This is a genomic window from Ruegeria sp. E8 (assembly GCF_056533985.1).
Window position 1 is genome coordinate 13,840 of record NZ_JBQFOY010000004.1, and the last position, 21,800, is coordinate 35,639.

A 21,800-nucleotide genomic window follows, 5' to 3' on the forward strand; every position below is an offset into this window, starting at 1 on the left:
ATCACCTGCCCGGCAGGGTAAACCCCTGCTCCAGAAACACCGATATGGCGGCATCCGTTTGCAGGTGATCAAGGAACGCCTGCGCTTCCTTTTCTGCGCGGCTCGTCAATGCTGCCGGGTAAATGATCGGAGGATGCAAATCGGCGGGAAATGTAGCAACGACGCTCACACTGTCTTCCGCTTTGGCATCTGACTGGTACACGATCCCCAGCGGCGCGGCCCCTGCCGCCACCAATGCCAGCGCAGCGCGCACGTTGTCGGCCTGCGCCACCTGCCCCTGGACCGCATCCCATTGGTTCAGGCCCTGCAAAGCGGCCTTTCCGTAAATCCCCGCAGGAACCGCATCGACCAATGCCATGGCCAGATAGCCATCTTTCAACTCAGCCCTAAGATCGTATTCCGGTTGGATTTCGCCCACCTTGGCGTGATCGACAGGCCCGATCAGAACCAATCCATTGCCCAGCAAGTCCACCCGCGAGTCTGCCCGGATCAGACCGTCGGCTTCCAGAACATCCATCCAGTCCGGGTTTGCCGAGACAAACACATCCGCAGGCGCGCCTTGCTGAATCTGCCGTGCCAGAACCGAGGATGCCGCATAGGATAGAGTGACTTTCTGGCCGGTTTGACGTTCGTACCCCGCTGCGACCTCATCCAAAGCGGTCTTGAGGCTGGCCGCCGCAAAGACCAAAACCCCATCGGCCCCTGCCCTGACCGGGGCCAAGGCCATTGCGCCAAGGACCAGTGCCACCATCCAGAATCGGCGGGCGAAGGAAAGGGTCATGTACACTCCCGGCCGGAACGTTTCAGTCTCTTCGGGAATATCGGACGCCACAGGTCACGTGCAAGCTCATTTGAGCTTTTACTCAGGTGAACTTGTTTCGTTGCAATAGGTTCATTGGAGCCGGCCTCTGGCCCGTTAAATACGTTTTTGGCTAAAACAATCCTGGGTCTGCAACGTGGCTAGGGCACACATCGGTACGATCAACTGCCAAAGCGATGCCGCTCTGATCAGTTTCCCACCAAGGAATGCACGAAAATTTTCCAGACCCTCTTGCGTCCGCCCGCTGGCTTGTCTACATGCAGCGTCACGGGTGATTAGCTCAGTTGGTAGAGCGCTTCGTTTACACCGAAGATGTCGGGAGTTCGAGTCTCTCATCACCCACCACGCAACCCCCAAAAAACATATGAAGAACTTACGCGACTAGCGCCGCTTTTTGTGCGGTGCGTGAAACTGTCTCTGTAGAACCTATACGGAAAGGACGTCTCCAACGCAGGGGTTCCTACTCGTCAGGCTTGCGACCTGGGCCAAACATCTGTTCCTGAATGTTAAACCATCCATTTTCAAACATGCCATGCCGTCAGAATCGCAAGCCCAAAGCTAACCGTGCAAGCGCTGTCACCTGTCCGAACTCACTTTTTCCCCGCCACAATACGATCAAGGATCAGAGCGCAGAAGAGGATCGCCAGGCCCGCCAAAATACCTTGTCCGGCGGCGGCATATTGCAATGCTTCCAGCACATCTTCGCCCAAGCCTTTCGCGCCGATCAGGGACGCAACAACGACCATGGCCAGCGACATCAGAATGGTCTGGTTTACGCCAGCCATGATCGTTTTATGCGCCAGTGGCAGATCGACCCGCCACAGCAGGTAACGCGGCGTTGCGCCGAAGGCGAGCGCAGCCTCGCGAACTGTCTCAGGCACTTGCTGCAAACCGAGAACGGTAAAGCGGATCACCGGTGGGCTGCCGAAAATCATCGTCGCCACGACACCTGCCGGTTTGCCTGACCCAATGAAGGCCACGACCGGGATGAGGTATACAAAAGACGGCATAGACTGCATGAAATCCAGAATTGGCCGTACAATGGCGAACGCACGTGGACGGCGTGCACAATAGATGCCGAGTGGTATGCCCAGTGTAATCGAGATCAACGCAGCCGCTCCGAGCAGCGCTATAGTCGTCATCGCCTTTTCCCAGAAATCCAACAGGCCGAGATAGGCCAATGCCGCTCCCGTGAAGATCGCCACGCGAGCACCGGCGGAAAGGTATGCCAGCATGATGATCACCAACGCCACAACCGGCCAAGGGGTATCGACCAGAACAACCTCGATCCAATCCAGCAACGTGCGCATTCCGTAAGTCAGGCCGTCAAAGAACCCTCGACCAGCGGTCTTGGTCCATTCGAAGACAGCCTGAACACCGTCACCAACATTCAATCGCCAATCACGGTTGGTTGGGAAAGTCTTCAGAACGGCCAGCGCATCAGGTTGCGCGAACTTGATGGCGGACAATACGACAACGACCAGAGTCAGCACGGAGGCAACGATCATCCGAGGCGCGGACCATCCATGGGCCACGCTGGAATCCGAACGCCAACGCGCGAACTGGCCTTCCAGCGTCCAGTTGGCCAGCGACGCTGCAAGGAACTTCACCGCCAGCAACAGGACGATCCCGACTGCCAGATACGTGATGCCGGTGGAGTCTGCGCTCTGGGCGGCTTGCTGCGCGCCTGCCAACGCACCCTCCAGCGACTCGGCCGCGCGTTTCAAAGAGTCCAACGAGGCCGCTCCGGACTGTTCCGCCGCGTCGATCTGCTGTCGACGCAACTCCAAGGTCTGTTCAATCTGTTCAGCCCGTTCTCGGAATTCCCGCCCGAGATCGCCAAACAAACCCAAGCCGATTTGAATGTAGGCGAGCGTCTCAAGCACCAAAAAGCCAAGGAACCACGACCAGAGACCGCGTGCGCCGAACCAGATCGGACCAAGGATTGCTGCAGCTTTGTTCAGGGTGAACCGATACCCCGGCGCCTGCATCATGTAGGCAAAGGTCTTTTGATAATAAGCTTGGCTCTGCCCGACAAAATCGCCGATCAAACTTTCCAAGCGGTCGGCGGTTTCGGGTTTGACCTGTTGTGCATCAACGTGTTTCATCGTGGCCCCCTTATGCCTGACTGTCTTGGATTGCGCGGATAAGCCCCGCGCGGTTGATCACTCCCACGGTCTTGCCGTCTTGCGTGACCGCCACTACGCCGTGCCCTTCGACGCAAAGGTTCATCAGGTCGGACAGGTCCATGTCAGGATGCGCCTCTTTGGCGTCGTCGGGAACCTCGCCGTGATGCGCCTCGAATTCGTCGACCGGTTTCATCACCGAATGGGCGAAGATCATGTTGAGCTTGGAAATCCCGGCGACGAAGTCGGCAACGTAGTCATCGGCCGGGTTCAGGATGATCTCTTCCGGCGTGCCGATCTGAACGATGCGCCCATCCTTCATGATCGCGATGCGGTGGCCGATACGGATCGCCTCATCAAGGTCATGGGTGATGAACATCGTGGTCTTGTTGAGCTTGTGGCTCAGCTCCATGAACTGGTCCTGCAACTGCTTGCGGATCAGCGGATCAAGGGCCGAGAACGGTTCGTCCATCAGTAGAATCTCCGGGTCCGCAGCGATGGCCCGGGCAAGGCCGACGCGCTGCTGCATGCCTCCGGACAGCTCATGTGCGTATTTGTCTTCCCAGCCGTTGAGTTCCACCAGCTCAAGAACGCGGTCCGCCTCTTCCCAGCGACGCGCCTTGCCGGTGCCGCGAATTTCCAGCGGCATGGCGACGTTGTCCCGAACGGTGCGGTGGGGCATCAGGCCAAAGTTCTGGAAGACCATGGCAACGCGGCGGTTGCGCAGGTCGCGAAGCCCTTCGTCGTTGAGGCCCATTACGTCATCGCCGTCCAGATAGATATGGCCATCGGTGGGTTCCAACAGACGGTTCACATGGCGCACAAGGGTCGATTTACCCGACCCGGACAGACCCATGACGCAAAACAGCTCTCCACGCTCGATCTCGAAGCTGGCATCAGCAACGCCGACAACACAGTTGAACTGCTCCAATACTTCGGCCTTGCTCAGCCCCTCGCTGTGTATGGCTTTCAGCGCGTCCTGTGCTCGTGCTCCGAACACCTTCCAAACGCCGCGTGCGTCAATTGCGATCTCCGCCGTCATAATGGCCCCACTTTGGTTGAGCTTGCTGATCGTGCCCCCGACCGACAGGCCGAGGGCCATTTCGTATCAGTTGGTTTTCAGGCCAAGCCAGCCGTCGACCATGTCGCCATTCGCGGCGATCCATTCGGAGACGACCTCATCCGTGTCGCGTCCTTTGACAACGACTTCGTAGGTCAGGCCGCTGAGCTCATCCGCATTCATGTTGATGTTGCTCAGGAAAGACGCCGCGGCCGGATTGCGCTGCTCCAGCGATTTTGAATGGGCAACGGTCACGGTTTTCACGGGCTCGCCTGTGCTGACATGCGAGTTGTTGTACCAATCCGCGTCCTGATCCGGCTGAACCATCTTGTACGTGGCTGCGTCATGCTCGGGTTCTTCAAGGATCGTCACATCATACAGCGCATGCACATAGTGAGGTGCGTAGCAATAGAAGGCAGCCCCTTTCTGCTGGTCGATCTGGTCCTTGAGGCGCGAGTAGAACACAGTCTCATCTTCGGTGGTGGGCGTCAGGAAAGTTTCGATCCCGTAGTCGCGCACGCGCACCTTGAAGGTGTTTGTCGAAGCCCAGCCGGACGCCCCGACCCAGACTTCGCCCATGCCATCTCCGTCCGAGTCGAACAACTCCTGCGCCATTGGCGTGGCCAGATCGTAGATCGACTTGATGTTGTGATCTTCGACCATGTAGTTCGGAACGCAGATCCCGGCGCGACCTTCATAGCTGCCCGAAGACAACGCCACTGTGCCTTTCTGATCGACATATTCGTCAGTGAAGGAAGACTGGTTCGGCAACCAGACATCGGGGTGTACATCAATGTCCCCTCGCCCACCGTCCATTGCGGCAAAAATCACGGCGTTGGCGCCGGGTGCATATCCGACTTCGCCGCCTAAACGCGTTTCGATGACCTGACCGATGACACGGCTCATGATTTTGGCACCGGGCCAGCTGGGTTCGCCTACCATGACCTTGTCTTGCGCCAACACCGAAGTCGCCCCTAGGGCGAGCGTCAATGTTGCTGTCAGTGTTGTCAGTTTCCTCATATCATATTCTCCCGTTGCGTTGTGTTGGTTGTGCCATCAGGCGCGCGCCCGCTTGCGTTGCGGGTCTATGAATGGAATGTCCGAAACCATTGCCCCCAGGCGCTTCATGCGCCCGTCGAGTTGCCCGATTTCCAGCTGAGTGCCGTTTTCCGCATGTTCGATTGACAACCGCGCCATGGCAATTGCGTGCTCAAGCATCGGTGACCGCGTGGCCGAAGTGACCACGCCGACCTGCCGTTCGCCTGCGAAGACCGGGGCGCCATGCGCTGGCACATCATCGCAGCCAATCAACAACCCTTTGAGCACACGGCGCGGGTCGCGCGCGTTTCTTTCGAGCGCAGATTTGCCTGTGAAACTGGTTTTGTTCAGATCAACTGCAAAGCCCAGTCCGGCCTCGAACGCGTCAACACCCGGCGCAAACTCGGCATTGGCCGCAGCCAACCCGGCTTCGATCCGGATGATGTCCAGCGCAGCCGAGCCCATGGGGGTGACGCTGTATTCTTCGCCCGCCTCCATAACCGCGTCCCAGATCGCGATCGCGTCGGCTTTTGAGCAAAAGATTTCGTAACCCAGTTCCCCGGTATACCCCGAACGAGAAAGCATAAACGGCGCGCCTTCACGATCATTGAGCCGGGCGATCGTGACCCCGAACCACTTCAGGTCCTCCAGCGAAGGTACATGTGGTTGCGTAAAGGCAATCTTGCGTAGCAGGTCGCGGGATTTTGGCCCCTGAATGGCGAGGTTCGGCATCGCGTTCTGCATCGCGTGTACACGGACCTGCAGGTCCAAATCCGTCGCCAATGACTGCAGCGCGCGACCGCTTTCCTCGGACCCACAGCACCAACGGAAAATTTCGGGCGCAAGTCGAAAAAGCGTGCCGTCATCAATGACAGACCCGCTCTGGTCGCACATCAACGTGTAGGACCCGCGCCAGACCGGCAGTTTCGCAACATTGCGCGTGGTGGCCTGTTGCAGCAGTTTCTCGGCATCCGGACCGACGATATCGAACTTGCGCAGCCCGCTCATGTCCTGCACCGTCACTGCCTCGCGGCAGGCCCAGTACTCACCCAACGTGCCGTGCGCGGGAAAGCTGACTGGTGCCCATAGATCACGTGCGGGCGCGAACTGCTGGGTTAAAGGGGAAAGCCGGTCATGAAATGCGGATTCCTGACTGATCGACATCGGGGCGTCTTCCTTTTCACGATAGGCAACCGCGCGGCGTATCGGCGTTTCCGGGCGATAGATGCGGACATGCACATCCGTTGGGTTCCAGCCATTGATCGGGTCAATGTCGTCCGGGCAGGCAGTCGAAACGCACACCAGATCCTCCATCGCGCGCATGACGACATAGTCACCAGGGCGGGAATAGGACTCTTCGGTCAGGATGTGATGCGTCGCCGGATCAATCCACGTATTCCAGAAGAAATTGATCGCAGGCCAGGCCGACCGGCGCGTAACACCGTAAGGCGCCAGCGCGTTCGACATATTGTCGGAACAGTTGACGTGACCGGGAAAGCCACGCTCTTCATAGCCACGGGCAGTGCAGGCCAGACCGAACGTGTCATGACGTCCGCAAGTGTCCTGCACCACATTGAGAAGCGGGCGCATTTCTCGATCATAAAACTTGTCCAGCAACCCAGGGCCGGGATAGGCGCGTCGCACCATCGAGCGGGTCGCCGTCGAGTCGATCATCCATTCGGCCCCACGGTCCAGCCCATCGGCTCGAAGCGCCATGAAGTCCGAGCATTGTTGACCTTCGACGTCGATGATCTGAACGAGTTCGCCAGCTTTCAGTTCATATGCGAGCCCTGTACCGCGCGGTACTGTGAACTCGTCTCGGGTATCGCCCAAAAGCGGTGGTAGCAATGGCTTGCTCGTGCCGGCAAGCTGATGAGAAACCGAGACACAGCCGGTGCCGGTTCCTTCAATCAAGCCCACGATGGGAGTTGGCCGGGTCAGCCAAACCGTTACGCGGTTGCTGGCGCGCAAGACCAACGGCTCGGCAGAAGCCATTACTCTGCAACGTGGAGTTTCCTGTGAGGGGTTTCCGCCATTCTTAGCAATCCAACTCGCGAACGGTGCGCTGTTGAACTCACTCTGCTCAATCGTTCCGTTTGCCTGCAAGCCCAGATGAACAAGCGCTGCCTGCCCGTCGAGAAAGGCAATAATGTCCACTGGCTGCGTCTGCGATGTCGCCTCCAATGACAGAAGATCACCTGCGTCCATCTCCACTCGGGCCGCTTCGCGCGACGCCAGAATAGATTTCCGGACGCCCGCAGCCTTCGGGAACCCCGGGAATCTGCGCCCTGGGCTTGTGAAGCCAGCATTCGTGAACTCGTGTAAGACGGCCGAACCTTGCATGTTGTTGTCGGATTCTCAGTTATGAAACTAGTTACAGAGGTTGATGAAACTAGTTTCATATGTCAACACTTTCATTGAAGCTTGGCAAAATGGACGCAAAATCAGGTGGCAAAAAAGGACCCAACGCTGAAAAAACGCGCGAATCTCAGAGATGTCGCAAAAGCAGCGGGTGTGTCAGTTGCAACCGTGTCCCGTGTGCTGAATGAGCCAGGCGTGGTGAAAAAGGATACCCTGGAGAAAGTTCAGAAGGCGATTGCTGAACTTCGATTCGTACCCAGCGCCGCTGCCAGAGCAATCAACTCTGGTCGCACACGCTTTGTAGGTGCGCTGGTTCCGACATTGGACAACGCAATCTTCGCCCGGTTTCTTGCGGCACTGGAACGAAAGCTGTCCGAAGACGGGCTCTCACTGATCGTGGCCACAACTGAATCCGATCTGGAGGTTGAGGCAAAAAAGGCGAAAGGTCTGGTAGACATCGGCGCGGAAGGGCTGATCGTGACCGGAGCAACTCATACCGCTGAGTTTCACGATCTGATCGAGCGCACGATGATCCCCACGATCATCACGTCTTACTTTGACGCTTCCAACCCTTTGCCAACTATCGGATACGACAACAAAGCCGCGGCGCAATTGGCTTTGCAGCATCTCGTTGACCTTGGACATCAGCGTATTGCCGTCGTGCATGGCCCGGTGCACAACAATGACCGGACACTTGCCCGGCTTACCGGGCTGCGCTCATTGCACTGGGATGGCGAACTGACGTCGGTCGAAACTGAAATCAGTCTGCGCGGAGGCACCGAAGCCGCTGCCCGTATCCTGAGCAACTCCATCAAGCCTGACGCTATCCTATGTCTGTCGGACGTCGTCGCACTAGGGGTTCTGTTCGGCCTTCAAGCCAAAGGTATAAGTGTCCCGACCGAGCTATCGTTGATGGGTCTGGACGATCTTCCGAGTTCTGCTTTTGCTGTACCGTCACTGACAACCGTTCATCTGCCCGTTTCCCGAATGGGTGAAAGGGCAGCCATGGCATTGGCCCGGTGGATTTCCACAGAAGAGAAACCAGAGCCCGAACGGCTTGAAGCCAATCTAATCAAAAGGAACTCGACAATTCGAAGTTCAGCTCTTGGCGACTAAGTTCGAACTGTGAGCAGGCAGCAAGGACTGTCCGCGCTCTGCTCACAACCAGTCTGTCAGGTTCTGCTAGATAAGAGATCGCTTGCCTTTTCACCTATCATGATTGCAGGGGCGTTGGTGTTTCCGCTTACGATTTCGGGCATGATGGAACAATCGGCCACGCGCAGGTTCTCAATGCCGTGAACCTTAAGTTCTGGATCCACCACCGCCGTTTCAGAGACGCCCATAGCGCAGGTTCCCGTCGGGTGGTAGATTGAAACCGAGTTCGAACGCGCCCAATCCAATGTCCCTTCGTAATCGTCACTGGACAGATCGGACGTTGGTCGGAATTCCTCTGAGATTTTGGACGCCAGCGGGTTATGCCGGGCAATGTCACGGGCAATGTTCACGCCGTCGACGATGGTTCTGCAATCCGTTTCGGTTGACAGATAATTCGGAATGATCTTGACGTAACTGCTGGGATCAGGGCCATCCAGACGCAGCTCGCCGCGGCTTTCCGGCCTGAGCTGGCAGACCGACATGGTGAACGCGGAAAACGGATGCACGCCTTCTCCGGGGCTGTCGGCAGACCAGGGCTGGACGTGGAATTGAATATCGGGGGTTTGCGCCTCGGGTCGGGTTTTCAGGAACCCAGTCGCCAGGCTCGCCGCCATCGTCATGGGTCCTGCACGGAACAGGGCGTATTTCAGCGCGATGCGGGCCTGATTGAACAAGCTTCGCACTTCGTCATTCAAGGTTGGCTCATTGCACTTGAAGACAAGACGCGCTTGCAAATGGTCCTGCAGTCCTTTGCCGACACCGGGTAGCGCATGAACAGGCTCGATACCGTTGGCTTTCAAGTGATCCGGATCGCCAATGCCCGACAGCATCAATATCTGGGGGGAGTTAATCGCACCCCCGGACAGGATGATTTGGCGCCGTACCTTGAGCGACTTCACCTCGCCAGATCGGTCTCGGTAGAGAAGCCCGGTGGCCTTCTTTCCGTCCAGTTCCACACGCGTCACCAACGCATGGGTGATGATGTTCAGGTTCTGCCTGTTCTTGATTGGCTTGAGGTAAGCAACTGCAGCGCTGCACCGGCGCCCGTTTCTGGTCGTTAACTGGAAATAGCCGACGCCCTCCTGCTCGGCACCATTGTAGTCGGGGTTGAACGGATAGCCCGCAGCTTGCGCGGCGGACACCCACGCATCGCAAATCGGGCGCTGGATGCGCATGTTCGAGACCGACAGGGGACCTCCTGTTCCGTGAAACTCGTCAGCGCCGCGTTCCTGATCTTCGCAGCGCTTGAACAAAGGCAAGACATCGTCCCAGCCCCAGCCAAGATTCCCCATCTGACGCCAGCGATCATAGTCCTCTTTCTGGCCGCGCACATAAAGAAGCCCGTTCAACGAGGATGATCCCCCAAGAACCTTCCCACGCGGCCAGTCAATCGAACGCCCGTTCAAGCCCGGGTCAGGTTCGGTGCGGTAACACCAATCCACCGACGGGTTGTGCATGGTTTTGAAGTACCCAACCGGGATGTGAATCCACGGATTGGTGTCGGGGCCGCCAGCTTCCAACAATGCAACGGTTGTATTGGGATCAGCACTCAGCCGATTGGCGATGACACAGCCCGAAGAGCCCGCTCCGACAACTGCATAATCTACCTCCATGACGGTCTCCTTCCAAGGTCACTGAAAAAAACTCTATGCAAAATGCCAGAACTATACTAGCATTTTTTGATACAAAACGTCTCATTATTTGCGATCAGGGAGGTAAGCAATGGAGATCGGTAAGAAACTAAACGGTATTTCGCGGCGGGATTTTTTCCGCGTGGCCGGGCGCTATGGTATGAGTTCGACTCTGCTGGCGGCGGGCGGTTTTGGCGGGGCTATGAGCCTGGCCAATCTGGCGCAAGCTGCAGAATCCACATATGAAAAACGATTCTCGAAAGAGCCAAAGCATACGCTGAAATTCGGCGCGTCGGGCTTTAACACCCGTAACCTTCTGATCGAACGGGCGGGCGCGATTGAATTCGCCCGCGATCTGGAAGAGCGCACGGACGGAGAGATTCGGATCGAGTTCATCGGCGACAACCAGATCTGCGGACAGCTGAGCTGTGTCGAGAAGACTCAGCAGGGAATCGTCGACATCTATGCGGCCTCGACCCAGAACTCTGCCGGAGGTGCGCCCTATCTGAACGTGCTGGATTACGCCTATATGTTCCCCAGCCGGGCAGCCCAGTATCATTTCTTCTACAGCCCCGAAAGCCAGCGCATTCTGCGAGATCCCCTCGAAAAGCGCCACGGGCTGAAGTTTCTGTTTACCCATTGCGAGCTGCGCGGCCTGCAAATGGGCTCGACCTTTTCCGACAAGCCAACTGTCACCAAGTTGGAGGAACTGTTCGGAACGAAGAACCGCGTGACGGGGACGCAGCTTGGCCGTATCGCCATGCAGCTTTTGAACCTGAACCCGGTTCCGGTAGCCTGGGAAGAAACGCTGGACGCGCTCAAGACGGGCCTGATCGATGGTGCCGAAACATGGGCATCGGCGGTTGCCTACGCCAACATGGCACCTGTGGTTTCGCAATCGGTGAACCTCAAGTTCTTCTGCGGAACCGAGCATACGTCGATGTCGGCCAAAGTGTTCGACGGCCTTGGCGGCGAATTGCAGGATGCCGTGATGGAATCGTCGTATTTCACACAGGCGCTGATTCAAGGCGCAAACGAAGCCGCGCTTTTGAACACGGTGGGCTTCTCGGATCCGCAGCTTCCCAACACGATCTTCGCCGAAAACGGCGTGCGTCCGGCCTTCTTGCCCGATGATCAGATCAAGCTGGCCGAAGAGATGTGTGCGCCGAACTTCAACCCCGAGCCCTGGGCACAGTGGCGCGAGCGTCTGAACAAATGGGCCGGTGGCATCGACACCTACCAAGAGATCTACGACATCGCGCGCCAGATCCCCGCAGACACCCTGCCGGAGAATGTCGAGCCACGCCGTTGGTGGATGGGCCAAGCCTGATTTACCTGATCGAGTCGGCCTCAAGGGGCCGACTCCACTAAACACCGACTGGGAGGACGGGGTTCATGTCATTATGGGCAGATATCGGTGCGATTTTCAGCGCCTTGCTCACCCGCGATTCATTCGAGATTCAACTCGCTCTGGAATCCGATGCCGCTTGGGTTGTCGGCACGATTGTTGCCGCTCTCGGCGGCCTTATTGTGCTGCTGATCTATCGCAAAGTGCCGTTTATCGAACGCCACCTCGAGCGTTCGGTCATGGTGTATTCATACCTCGCCATCGCGTTGATCATTTTCTGGGGCGTGATCGACCGATTTGTATTCAATGATCAGGAACCCTGGTCCACCACCATTCCTCCGCTATTGTTCATGGTCATGGCGTGGTTTGGGGCGTCCTATAACGTCCGCCTGCGCACACATCTCAGTTTCAGCGAGTTTCGCACCGCGATGCCGCGTGGTGGTCAATTGGCGTGCCTGATCCTCGACGCTGTTTTGTGGTTCATTTTTGCAGTCATCGTGATCGTGACCACAACGCGACTGGTCGCGCTGTCAGCATCAAACTTTCAGATCGTTCTGGGCACCGACAACATCATGCAATGGTGGTTCCTGTTGGCAGCCCCGCTGTCATTCTTTCTGATGGTCGGCCGTGTGTTTCAAAACCTGGCTGACGATCTAAACAACTGGAAAACCGGAGAGCCGCTTATCAAGCAGGCCGTGATTGGGGCAGACTGATGACAGACGGAACCTTGGTTACATTAATTTCTCTGGGCGTAACGTTCCTGTTCATGCTGGGTGTACCGGTCCTTTTGGTGATCGGCTATTGGGTAATCGGCTGCTCATTTGTCCTTGGGCTGACACTCGACAACATGGGCGCTGAGCTTTTGAACGTTTTCAACAAGGGCTTCGCCCTGTTGGCGATGCCGCTGTTCATCCTGACCGGTGACTTGATCAACAAGTCGGGCATCGCGCGACGACTAAGTGATTTTGCGTATTCCTGTTTAGGCTGGATACGAGGCGGATTGGCCATGGCATCGCTTGGCGCCTGTGGTTTGTTTGCTGCAATTTCAGGCTCGAACTCGGCCACGACGGCCACAATTGGTTCGATGTTGCACCCCGAGATGGTCAAAGGCGGTTACGACGAACGCTTTAGCGCCGCGACGGCTGCCGCAGGCGGTACGGTTGGGATCATCATTCCTCCGTCAATTATTTTCATCGTCTACGGCTTCCTGATGAATCTACCGATCTCCGAGCTGTTCGTGGCGGGTATTCTGCCCGGCGCCTTGATGGTGTTTGGCATGCAGTTCGCCTGCTGGATCATCTGTCGCTTGAACGGCTGGGGGCACCTGATCCCGTTGCAACTGAACCGGGTCCTCAAAACCGCCTTTGGCGCGTGGCTTGGGTTCTTTGCGATCGGCTTGGTCCTGTGGGGCATTTATACGGGCAAGTTCTCTCCGACCGAGGCGGCGGGCGTCACCGTTGGTTTCTGTGTCATCGCTGGGTTGGTCAGCTATCCGATCAACCGGATCATGGGCGCGCGGGACGATGTATCACCGACAGACAAAAGCTTTGCGGAAATGATGGTCGTCGAAGGCTTCACCATCCCCGAGATTCCGTCAATCGTCATACGCTCGGCACAGATCACCGGCATTCTTGCGCCGCTGATTGCGATTTCAGTCGTCATGCAGCAAATCCTTTCTCTGCTGGGCGCGCAACAGACCATCGGGGACTTCGTGACCTCGATGGGCGGGTACTATGCCGTTTTGTTCACGTCGATGGTCATTGTCTTTTTCTCGGGAATGGTGCTGGAAAGCCTTCCGGTTACGATCATCCTGGCGCCGATACTTGCCCCAATTGCGGCATCGGTTGGCGTTGACCCGATCCACTTTTCGGTGATCTTCCTTGTCGGTGCATCGATTGGGTTCATTACCCCGCCATACGGTCTGAACCTCTACGTCGCATCAGGTGTGACCGGCGTGCCATACTTCCGGCTGCTGCGATACACGGTGCCCTACCTTGCAGCGCTGCTATCCGTCTGGATTTTGGTGTCGCTGGTGCCTGATCTTGCCTTGATCCTGCTGCCAAACAATTAGAATGTGGCGAGATGGCTGATGCAGACACTAAAGTAAAAGAGACCCAGATCCCGACGAACCTGCGCTTGCTGCTGATCCTTGAAGAGGTAGCCAAGCGCGGGGTCGCAGTCAAACCGTCAGACCTGATCGAGGCATTGGGTCTGGCGAAACCGACAATCCACCGTCTGCTTCAAACAGCCGAGTCTGAAGGGTTTCTTCAACGTGACCTGGATGGTCGATCCTATGGCCCCGGGCCACGCTTGCGGCAGCTTTCGGTAAACACGGTATCATCTGAACATTTGCGCACGGCCCGTCTGGCGATCCTTCGCGGTATCGCAGATGAAATCGGTGAAACCTGTAACCTCGCCATCCCGGACCGCGAAGGCATGATCTATCTGGACCGGGTGGAAACGAAATGGCCGTTGAGAATTCAACTGCCGATCGGTACGCAAGTTCCGTTTCACTGTACAGCAAGCGGAAAGATGTATCTTTCCACCCTGCGTCAGAACACCTTGAACGGGTTTCTTTCCGCCCGCGCACTGACGCCAAACACCGAAAGAACAATAACCGACCCCGAGGCACTGCGTACCGAGGTCATGCAAATCGCGCAAAGTGGGTATTCTACCGACGACGAAGAGTTCATGCCTGGCATGACGGCCATAGCTGTGCCGGTTTTGGATGAGAATAGCAGGCTGGTGGCAACACTGTCTGTTCATGCACCAACACAGCGCCATGATCTGGCAAGTCTGATCCAATTTTTCGATTTGCTAAAGGACGGATCAGAAAAGCTCTCAGGTCTGCTCACCTCGTGAAACAGTTCGGACTTGTTGCAGGTTAGTTAGCCGTCAGCATCTGAACGGAACGATAACCAACCGACCTTTCCAACTTGATTCAGCACCAAAGAATTCTGTTTGCGAGGGTAAGCATCTATTTTATTGAATACTTATTAATTCATTCATTAAATAGTATGTTTACATGTATTTGCTGGTATGGTGGGGTTATGAATTCACTGACCAGAATAACACGAGGGATAGGTGTTGCTTTAAAGGACGGCAGGGTGAAAGGCCTTCTGGCCTTTACAACTGGCATGATCCTATGGGCTTCGGTGTTTTACCATTACGTCGAGGGATGGAGTTGGCTCGATTCCATCTATTTTTCTGTCGTCACGATTTCGACGGTGGGATTTGGGGATTTTTCTCCTGAAACTGCGGCGGGTAAGATCTTTACGATGATTTATATCATCGTGGGCCTGGGCATCTTCGTGACTGCGGCAACCACGGTGGCGGATACGATCCTGTCGCAGGACGATGAAAAAGCGGACCAATAGGCTCTGCCGAGTTGGACCAATGCGAGTTCTTCAACCGACACTGTTTTGACCAAACAGACCAAACCTCAGCCTGGATTTAAACGCGTTTTCAAGCTGCTGTAGAATCCCTTCAGTATAAAAATATACATATTACGTTTTTTGAGTGTAATATTCAAAAAAAGATAGTGGAGGGATGGTATGGAAAAGACCCAGGACGCAAAGATTGTCGACCTCGCAATAAGATTGCTCTTTCTCGGGCTGTTCCTCTACAGCGCCTTGGTCATGGTTGCCCCGCTTGCAAGCGTGGTCATTTGGGCCACGATCCTTTGTGTCGCGCTTTATCCGGTTTTTGATTGGCTGCAGTCCAAGTTGGGCGGGCGAAAAAAGCTTGCGGCGACGATCCTGGTTCTATTGGGCCTTGTCTTGACCCTGGGGCCAGTCGCAACGGCGGTATCCGGTGCCGCAGAGCTTGGGTCTGAGTTTGCCGAACAGGCGGACAGCGGCGAGTTGAAAATTCCACCTGCACCCGAGGGCCTCAAGGAATTGCCCCTGGTCGGCGGCAAGATTGCCGAAGTCTGGGGCTTGTTTGAACGAAACCTCGACGGTGCGCTTGCCAAATACGGCGCGCAGATTCTTGAGATTACAAAGTCCCTCTTCGGCAAGGTATTGGGAATTGGCATCGGCCTGTTGGGTCTTGCCTTGTCTGTGCTTATTATGGGGGCTTTGTTCAGCCCCGGTCCAAATCTGGTTCAGGGGCTTCAGCGCTTTGCCAACCGCGTCTTCGCGCCCCGAGGCGGCGAGTTCGTTACACTGGCGGGGGCAACAATCCGTAACGTAACAAAAGGCGTAATCGGCGTGGCCGCCATTCAGGCAGTCGTTGTTTGGGTCTTGTTGGTGCTGTTCGGGATTAACTCGGCCGCCACGCTGGCATTTATCTGCCTGATCCTCTCAATTATCCAAATCGGACCCGGCCTGGTTCTATTACCTGTGATCATCTACGCCTGGAGCACCATGTCCGGCGGAGCAGCCCTGATCTTCACCATACTGGCCATTCCCGTCACCATAATGGACAGCTTCCTGAGACCTGTGTTCATCTCGAAAGGTCTGGAGACGCCCATGCTGGTAATCCTCATTGGCGTATTAGGCGGCATGATGGCCTATGGCCTGATCGGCATTTTCATGGGGCCGGTTCTTTTCGCTGTCTTCTATGAGTTGTTCAAAGTCTGGATTGATACGCCACCCGCAGTCAAAGAATCTGCGGAAGGAGCGGCGAAATGAGAAAGACGATTTGGACAACGCTGGCTGTCATTCTTGTCTTTCTCATCTGGTACCTCGTCGCCGATCGAAAAACGCCGTTCACCGGAAACGCCAGAGTAAAGGCCATCGCGACCCAGATCGTTCCTCAAGTCACCGGAACTGTGACCGAGGTTCTGGTCGAAAATGGTCAGGTCGTCTCGGCAGGGGATGTTCTGGTTCGGATCGACCCAAGGCCCTACGAAATTGACCGCGACAAGGCGGAGGCTGACCTTGAAGCGGCCACGCAAGAAGTGGGCGCATCCTCGGCAGAAGTGAGCGCCGCGCAAGCCAAACTGGCACGCGCGCAGAGTGATCTAGACACGATGCGCATTCAAACCGAACGCGTCTTCGCGCTTGAAAAGAAAGGGTTGGTTGCCGTCTCAAAGGCCGATGACGCGCGTGGGCAACTGGCCGAGTCCGAGGCGAATTTTGAGAATGCCAAGGCAGATTTGGAAAAAGCCAAGCAGAGGCTGGGCGACGAGGGGATCGAAAACCCTAAAATCCAGCGCGCATTGGCCGCTTTGGCGGACGCAGAGCTGAACCTTGAATGGACGGAACTGCGCGCACCGGCGACAGGTGTCATATCCAACCTGTTGATCGCCCCCGGAACCTATGCGCGATCCGGTCAGGACCTTTTGACGTTTCTGGATGCAACCGACGTCTGGATCGAGGCGTATTTCACCGAAAACAACCTTGGCCGGGCCGCGGTAGGGTCTCCGGTTGATGTCGTGCTGGACATGCACCCGGGCAAAATTGTTCCCGGCGTCATCGAGAGTTTCAGTGCGGCCGTTTCCCTCAGCGGTGGAGATGAACCGGGCCAGCTGGCAAGCCCACCCAGCACAAAGGGCTTTCTACGTGAACCGGAACGGTTTCCGGTGCGGATCGTGCTGCCGGGGTACGAGGCCGGAAGCGCCGAAGACGATCTGCGCTTCCAACTCAACGGGCAGGCCGATGTCATCATGTACCTGAGTGACAACTCTCTGCTGAACATGGTTGGCCGGACTTATATCCGTTTGGTCTCAATCCTGTCCTATGCCTACTGAAGACCGAAAATCCGTCGTTCGGCTCGCGTTTGGTGTGACCGGCGTTTTCGCATTGGGCCTGTTTCTAGGGTGGCCGTTGGCAGTTGTGGGGGCAGTTTTCACCGCTTTGTTCCTTCAGGCACCGGCCGCCTTGCCGTTGGCAGCATTCGCCAAGCTGTTTGTCTTCTCAATAGGATTGATGTTCGTATCATTCCTGCTGTCGTCGATCTTTGCGCCCTACCCTGTGGTCTTCCTTATACTGGTGGCCATCGGGATAATCCTGTCTTTCATGTGGTCGGTTTCGGGTGCGGGGGTTTTACCCGGTGTCATAGCGCTCATGGGTGCGTTGATGATTCCGAATCTTGTTCTTCAATCACAGGACCTGGCTTTGGTGCTTGTGTTCTGGATACCGATGAACCTGCTGTTCGCCGGGTTCGTATCGACACTGATTTTCGTGTTGATACCTGCCGATCCACCTGCGGCCGGTCAGGAAAAAGCCGACGCTGCGCCAGACTTTGACCCGTATCGGCGCATCGTCAGAATGTCGCTGGTGACAGTTCCGTTTGCCATGGCGTTTTTTGTGTCCGGCGCGTCTGCCTTGTTGGTTCTGTTCTTTGTCGCCCTTCTCAGCCAACAACTGGCAGCCATGCCGTCCATGGGCAAAGCGGTTGCCAAAGCGATGCTGACAGCAAACCTGCTGGGGGCTGTAGTTTCGATCATCTGCTATGAGGTAAACGTGATCGCGCCAGTAATTTTGACGCCCATTTTGCTGTGTCTATTCTTCTGTTTCGCGCTTGGAGCGCTTGGAAAATCACAAATCCCCCTCGCCGCTGCGGCAGGCTCGGCATTGACGACGGTCCTGATCGTTTACGGCGGGTCGATTTCACCGTTTTCAGATGAGGCCGATGTCAAGAGTATCACCCGCGTCTTGCAAGTCGCAGGTGCCGCCTTCTTCGTGATAGCCGCCTATGTCATAGTGGACGAGTTCTGGCCTGAGAAAAAACGCAGCTTCACGCACTAATCTCCAATGCAAGGCATGATGTATTATACCTGATCAACGCCTAAAGACGATCAATCCCCTTGTCGGGCATTTGCTTGCCTATTGATTTTTTTGCGCGCGCAAAGAAAATGTAAAGCCATGATAAGATCAAGACGGCTAAGTTCCGCAGGCAGACTGGCATGACCAAAATTAAGAACATGGAAGAGTTCGCAGCCCTCAGCGGCATCTCGCGGCCCACGGTGTCCAAATACTTCCACGATCCCAACAGCGTTCGTCCAACGACAAGGGCACGCATAGAAGAGGCGCTCGAACGCTTTGACTACCGCCCGAATATCTATGCGGTGAACCAGAACAGGAAACTGACCAAGAACATCGGAATCGTGGTCCCCTATCTGGCCGATCCGTTCTTTGCCGAAATCGCGCGCTATCTGGAACAAAGTTGTATCGCGGCAGGTTATCGCCCGTCTCTCTTTAGCGCTCATGGGGAACAAAAGCTGGAAAACGAAATCTTGGACGGGCTGCAAGCCATGAAACCCGCCGGGGTTTTGTTGGCACCTTTGGGACGGATCTCAGACCGTTCGGCGATCGAAAAGTTCTGCGCCAATGTGCCGACTGTCCTGTTCGACAGCAATCTTGATGGCTTGGGGGCCGCGTTCATCGGGTCGGACAATTTCAGCTTTGTGTCGCAGACCGTGGAATACATGACCCGGACAGGCGAGCCACCGTCTTTCTTTGAAATGCGCACACCTGCCAACCCGAATGCCAACAAACGAAGGAAGGCCTATATTGAAGTGATGGAGCGCCTCGGGTTCGAGCCACATATCATCAAGGTCGACGGCAAGGGTTGGGCCTTTGAAGAAATCGGACACAGAGGTGCGCTGAAAGTTCTGGAAGAGCGCGGGCTGAAGACGGACTCAGTTTTATGCAGCAACGACCGGCTTGCCATTGGCTTTCTTGCAGCCTGTTTCGAACAGGGGATTCGGGTCGGCCGGAAAGAAGACTGCACGCTGCGGCTCGCCTCAATTGACGATCATCCGTTTGCGAAGTTTACCTGCCCGTCTCTGACTACGGCGGCGCATGACTATGACAACGTGGCCGCGCGAAGTGTCGAAACTTTGTTCGAACTCATTGAAAGTGGAGGAGAATTTGAAACGCGAACCGAGACGCTTTTCCCTGCACGACTTGTTTTAAGGGATTCGGCATAGTTCAATATTTTTAACGCGCGTAAAGTTTTTATTGACGCCGCGACAATTTACGCTCTACGCTCTCTGCACGACATCCAAGCTCAGGGAGGACAGGGATGTATCTGAAGCACGCACTTCGTGCGGCGACTGCATTGACATTCGTCGCCACGGCAGCGGCCCACGCGCAATCCATCACAATCGCCACCGTGAACAACGGCGATATGATCCGAATGCAGGGCTATACCGACAAATTCACCGAAGCGACCGGCATTGATGTGGAATGGGTGACGCTGGAGGAAAACGTGCTGCGTCAGCGCGTGACCACCGACATCACCACCAAGGGCGGTCAGTTCGACATCATGACCATCGGCATGTACGAAACGCCAATCTGGGGCGCCAATGGCTGGCTGGTGCCGCTGGAGGGCATGTCCGCTGAGTATGACGTGGACGACATTCTGCCCGCGATGCGCAATGGCCTCAGCCATGAGGGCACGCTTTACGCCGCTCCGTTTTATGGCGAAAGCTCGATGATCATGTACCGCACCGACCTGATGGAAAAGGCCGGTTTGGAAATGCCTGAAGCACCCAACTGGCAATTCATTCGCGAAGCCGCGGCGGCGATGACGGACCGTGACAACGACATCAACGGCATCTGCCTGCGCGGCAAGGCTGGTTGGGGCGAAGGCGGGGCATTTATCACCGTGACCGGGAATTCCTTTGGCGCGCGCTGGTTCGACGAAGACTGGAAGCCCCAGTTCGATCAGCCGGAATGGAACGAGGCGCTGACCTTCTTCGTCGATATGATGAGTGAATCGGGACCCGCAGGCTACGCGACCAATGGCTTCAACGAGAACCTTTCACTGTTCCAGCAAGGCAAGTGCGGTATGTGGATCGACGCCACCGTTGCGGCCTCCTTCGTGACAAACCCGAACGACTCGACTGTCGCGGACAAGGTTGGCTTTGCGCTGGCTCCGAACTCAGAAGGCGTAGACAAGCGTTCGAACTGGTTATGGGCCTGGGCGCTGGCCATCCCTGCCGGTACGCAGCAGGAAGATGCGGCCAAGCAGTTCATCGAATGGGCCACCTCCAAGGATTACATCGAACTGGTGGCCGAGAATGAAGGCTGGGCCAATGTTCCGCCGGGCGCGCGGACCTCGCTATATGAGAACCCCGAATATCAGAAGGTTCCGTTCGCCAAGATGACGTTGGACTCCATTCTGTCGGCCGACCCGAACAACCCGACTGTGAAACCAGTGCCATACGTCGGCATTCAGTTCGCTGCGATCCCGGAATTTGCGGGCATTGCCACGCAAGTCAGCCAGGAATTCTCGGCTGTCTATGCAGGCCAGCAATCGGTGGAAGAGGCGCTGGAAAAAGCACAGGCTTTCACTGCCGAAGAAATGGAAGCCGCAGGGTACTGAGGCATCCTCCCCGCGGGTGGGCAGACCTCTGCCCCCCGCCCTACCCTTCCACAATTCACGTTTTTCTCGCAGGCTGATACGCGCCTGAACAGAGAGGTCTTGCGTCATGGCAACTCAACATTCCCGATCCGTTGCGCGCCTGATGATGGCACCTGCAGTGGTCCTGCTGCTTGGCTGGATGCTCGTGCCGCTGACGATGACGCTTTACTTTTCCTTCAAAAAATACCTGCCGCTGCGCGGTGGTGATTTGGGCTGGGTCGGTTTCGACAATTACGTCCGCTTTGTCTCGTCCAGCTCTTTCTGGCCAGCGGTTCAGGCAACCTTGGTGATCGTCGGAGGTGTTCTGGTGATCACCGTAGTGCTGGGCATCCTGTTGGCGATGCTGCTGGATCAGCCGATGTGGGGGCAAGGTGTTGTCCGCATCCTCGTGATCGCGCCGTTCTTTGTCATGCCGACCGTATCCGCACTGGTGTGGAAGAACATGTTCATGGACCCGGTGAACGGCTTGCTGGCCCATCTGTGGCGGTTTTTCGGGGCCGAACCGATCTCTTGGCTGTCCGAGGCGTCGATGACCTCGATCATCATGATCGTGTCATGGCAGTGGCTGCCGTTCGCGACGCTGATCCTGCTGACCGCCATCCAATCGCTGGACAGTGAGCAGCTTGAAGCGGCCGAGATGGACGGTGCCCCTGTGTTGAAACGCTTCTACCACATCATCCTGCCGCATCTGAGCCGTGCGATCACCATCGTGATCCTGATCCAAACGATTTTCCTTTTGTCGATCTTCGCCGAAATCTTCGTGACCACCGGCGGCGCCTTCGGCACCCGCACCCTCACCTACCTGATCTTCCAGCGCGTGCTGGAAAGCCAGAATGTCGGCCTTGGATCAGCCGGAGGTGTCTACGCCATCATCCTTGCCAATATCGTCGCCATCTTCCTGATGCGCATCGTTGGCAAGAACCTGGACGCGTGAGGAGGTAAA

At 56.4% G+C, this 21,800-nt stretch carries 18 protein-coding genes and 1 tRNA gene; 13 read left to right on the forward strand and 6 right to left on the reverse strand.

Annotated features, from left to right (window positions below; all coding sequences use genetic code 11):
* Window position 1: 1 nt before the first annotated feature.
* Window positions 2–781, reverse strand: coding sequence for a molybdate ABC transporter substrate-binding protein (modA, locus tag ACR0LF_RS06900; RefSeq protein ID WP_480582214.1), 780 nt, complete (start codon window positions 779–781; stop codon window positions 2–4).
* Between the two features lie 308 nt (window positions 782–1,089).
* On the opposite strand from modA, the gene ACR0LF_RS06905 reads away from it, so the two are divergent.
* Window positions 1,090–1,165 (forward strand) — tRNA-Val (locus ACR0LF_RS06905).
* A gap of 245 nt (window positions 1,166–1,410) precedes the next feature.
* Here ACR0LF_RS06905 and ACR0LF_RS06910 read toward each other — a convergent pair.
* The 4 genes from ACR0LF_RS06910 to ACR0LF_RS06925 form a co-directional block, all read right to left on the reverse strand.
* Complete coding sequence (locus ACR0LF_RS06910; RefSeq protein WP_480582216.1) at window positions 1,411–2,928, reverse strand: ABC transporter permease; 1,518 nt, start codon at window positions 2,926–2,928, stop codon at window positions 1,411–1,413.
* Between the two features lie 10 nt (window positions 2,929–2,938).
* Window positions 2,939–3,988, reverse strand: a complete 1,050-nt coding sequence (locus ACR0LF_RS06915) for a quaternary amine ABC transporter ATP-binding protein (RefSeq protein WP_480582374.1) — start codon at window positions 3,986–3,988, stop codon at window positions 2,939–2,941.
* A gap of 66 nt (window positions 3,989–4,054) precedes the next feature.
* Window positions 4,055–5,026, reverse strand: a complete 972-nt coding sequence (locus ACR0LF_RS06920) for an ABC transporter substrate-binding protein (RefSeq protein ID WP_480582218.1) — start codon at window positions 5,024–5,026, stop codon at window positions 4,055–4,057.
* Window positions 5,027–5,062: 36 nt separating this feature from the next.
* The gene (locus ACR0LF_RS06925) at window positions 5,063–7,252 is read right to left on the reverse strand and encodes a DUF1989 domain-containing protein (RefSeq protein ID WP_480582376.1); all 2,190 of its coding nucleotides are present in this window, start codon (window positions 7,250–7,252) and stop codon (window positions 5,063–5,065) included.
* 240 nt (window positions 7,253–7,492) lie between these two features.
* On the opposite strand from ACR0LF_RS06925, the gene ACR0LF_RS06930 reads away from it, so the two are divergent.
* Entirely contained in the window at window positions 7,493–8,521 is a 1,029-nt protein-coding gene (locus tag ACR0LF_RS06930) for a LacI family DNA-binding transcriptional regulator (RefSeq protein ID WP_480582220.1), read from the forward strand.
* 56 nt (window positions 8,522–8,577) lie between these two features.
* On the opposite strand, the gene ACR0LF_RS06935 is transcribed toward ACR0LF_RS06930, so the two are convergent.
* Window positions 8,578–10,173, reverse strand: coding sequence for a GMC family oxidoreductase (locus ACR0LF_RS06935; protein WP_480582222.1), 1,596 nt, complete (start codon window positions 10,171–10,173; stop codon window positions 8,578–8,580).
* 109 nt (window positions 10,174–10,282) lie between these two features.
* On the opposite strand from ACR0LF_RS06935, the gene ACR0LF_RS06940 reads away from it, so the two are divergent.
* From ACR0LF_RS06940 to ACR0LF_RS06990, 11 genes are all read left to right on the forward strand, one after another.
* Window positions 10,283–11,521, forward strand: coding sequence for a TRAP transporter substrate-binding protein (locus ACR0LF_RS06940; RefSeq protein WP_480582224.1), 1,239 nt, complete (start codon window positions 10,283–10,285; stop codon window positions 11,519–11,521).
* Between the two features lie 65 nt (window positions 11,522–11,586).
* Window positions 11,587–12,252, forward strand: coding sequence for a TRAP transporter small permease (locus ACR0LF_RS06945; RefSeq protein ID WP_480582226.1), 666 nt, complete (start codon window positions 11,587–11,589; stop codon window positions 12,250–12,252).
* Window positions 12,252–13,610 (forward strand): TRAP transporter large permease, encoded by a 1,359-nt coding sequence (locus ACR0LF_RS06950; protein ID WP_480582228.1) that lies wholly within the window; start codon window positions 12,252–12,254, stop codon window positions 13,608–13,610. Before ACR0LF_RS06945 ends, ACR0LF_RS06950 begins: the two co-directional genes overlap by 1 nt.
* Window positions 13,611–13,621: 11 nt before the next feature.
* The gene (locus ACR0LF_RS06955; RefSeq protein ID WP_480582230.1) at window positions 13,622–14,401 is read left to right on the forward strand and encodes an IclR family transcriptional regulator; all 780 of its coding nucleotides are present in this window, start codon (window positions 13,622–13,624) and stop codon (window positions 14,399–14,401) included.
* Between the two features lie 188 nt (window positions 14,402–14,589).
* Window positions 14,590–14,916: a potassium channel family protein gene (locus ACR0LF_RS06960; protein ID WP_480582231.1), complete on the forward strand. Its 327-nt coding sequence runs from the start codon at window positions 14,590–14,592 to the stop codon at window positions 14,914–14,916.
* A 177-nt stretch (window positions 14,917–15,093) separates the two neighbouring features.
* A complete protein-coding gene (locus ACR0LF_RS06965) occupies window positions 15,094–16,173 on the forward strand; it encodes an AI-2E family transporter (RefSeq protein WP_480582233.1) in 1,080 nt (359 codons plus the stop codon).
* A complete protein-coding gene (locus tag ACR0LF_RS06970) occupies window positions 16,170–17,234 on the forward strand; it encodes an HlyD family secretion protein (RefSeq protein WP_480582234.1) in 1,065 nt (354 codons plus the stop codon). Before ACR0LF_RS06965 ends, ACR0LF_RS06970 begins: the two co-directional genes overlap by 4 nt.
* Window positions 17,224–18,234: a DUF2955 domain-containing protein gene (locus tag ACR0LF_RS06975; RefSeq protein WP_480582235.1), complete on the forward strand. Its 1,011-nt coding sequence runs from the start codon at window positions 17,224–17,226 to the stop codon at window positions 18,232–18,234. Before ACR0LF_RS06970 ends, ACR0LF_RS06975 begins: the two co-directional genes overlap by 11 nt.
* A gap of 158 nt (window positions 18,235–18,392) precedes the next feature.
* A complete protein-coding gene (locus tag ACR0LF_RS06980) occupies window positions 18,393–19,418 on the forward strand; it encodes a LacI family DNA-binding transcriptional regulator (RefSeq protein ID WP_480582236.1) in 1,026 nt (341 codons plus the stop codon).
* Between the two features lie 95 nt (window positions 19,419–19,513).
* Complete coding sequence (locus ACR0LF_RS06985; protein ID WP_480582237.1) at window positions 19,514–20,818, forward strand: ABC transporter substrate-binding protein; 1,305 nt, start codon at window positions 19,514–19,516, stop codon at window positions 20,816–20,818.
* A 106-nt stretch (window positions 20,819–20,924) separates the two neighbouring features.
* The gene (locus ACR0LF_RS06990; protein WP_480431073.1) at window positions 20,925–21,791 is read left to right on the forward strand and encodes a carbohydrate ABC transporter permease; all 867 of its coding nucleotides are present in this window, start codon (window positions 20,925–20,927) and stop codon (window positions 21,789–21,791) included.
* Window positions 21,792–21,800 lie beyond the last annotated feature (9 nt).

Excerpts from the sequence above, each read along its gene's own strand:
- modA (WP_480582214.1), bottom strand. The coding sequence starts at position 781 with ATGACCCTTTCCTTCGCCCGCCGATTCTGGATGGTGGCACTGGTCCTT.
- ACR0LF_RS06910 (WP_480582216.1), bottom strand. The coding sequence starts at position 2,928 with ATGAAACACGTTGATGCACAACAGGTCAAACCCGAAACCGCCGACCGC.
- ACR0LF_RS06915 (WP_480582374.1), bottom strand. The coding sequence starts at position 3,988 with ATGACGGCGGAGATCGCAATTGACGCACGCGGCGTTTGGAAGGTGTTC.
- ACR0LF_RS06920 (WP_480582218.1), bottom strand. The coding sequence starts at position 5,026 with ATGAGGAAACTGACAACACTGACAGCAACATTGACGCTCGCCCTAGGG.
- ACR0LF_RS06925 (WP_480582376.1), bottom strand. The coding sequence starts at position 7,252 with ATGGACGCAGGTGATCTTCTGTCATTGGAGGCGACATCGCAGACGCAG.
- ACR0LF_RS06935 (WP_480582222.1), bottom strand. The coding sequence starts at position 10,173 with ATGGAGGTAGATTATGCAGTTGTCGGAGCGGGCTCTTCGGGCTGTGTC.
- ACR0LF_RS06940 (WP_480582224.1), top strand. The coding sequence starts at position 10,283 with ATGGAGATCGGTAAGAAACTAAACGGTATTTCGCGGCGGGATTTTTTC.
- ACR0LF_RS06945 (WP_480582226.1), top strand. The coding sequence starts at position 11,587 with ATGTCATTATGGGCAGATATCGGTGCGATTTTCAGCGCCTTGCTCACC.
- ACR0LF_RS06950 (WP_480582228.1), top strand. The coding sequence starts at position 12,252 with ATGACAGACGGAACCTTGGTTACATTAATTTCTCTGGGCGTAACGTTC.
- ACR0LF_RS06955 (WP_480582230.1), top strand. The coding sequence starts at position 13,622 with ATGGCTGATGCAGACACTAAAGTAAAAGAGACCCAGATCCCGACGAAC.
- ACR0LF_RS06960 (WP_480582231.1), top strand. The coding sequence starts at position 14,590 with ATGAATTCACTGACCAGAATAACACGAGGGATAGGTGTTGCTTTAAAG.
- ACR0LF_RS06965 (WP_480582233.1), top strand. The coding sequence starts at position 15,094 with ATGGAAAAGACCCAGGACGCAAAGATTGTCGACCTCGCAATAAGATTG.
- ACR0LF_RS06970 (WP_480582234.1), top strand. The coding sequence starts at position 16,170 with ATGAGAAAGACGATTTGGACAACGCTGGCTGTCATTCTTGTCTTTCTC.
- ACR0LF_RS06975 (WP_480582235.1), top strand. The coding sequence starts at position 17,224 with ATGCCTACTGAAGACCGAAAATCCGTCGTTCGGCTCGCGTTTGGTGTG.
- ACR0LF_RS06980 (WP_480582236.1), top strand. The coding sequence starts at position 18,393 with ATGACCAAAATTAAGAACATGGAAGAGTTCGCAGCCCTCAGCGGCATC.
- ACR0LF_RS06985 (WP_480582237.1), top strand. The coding sequence starts at position 19,514 with ATGTATCTGAAGCACGCACTTCGTGCGGCGACTGCATTGACATTCGTC.
- ACR0LF_RS06990 (WP_480431073.1), top strand. The coding sequence starts at position 20,925 with ATGGCAACTCAACATTCCCGATCCGTTGCGCGCCTGATGATGGCACCT.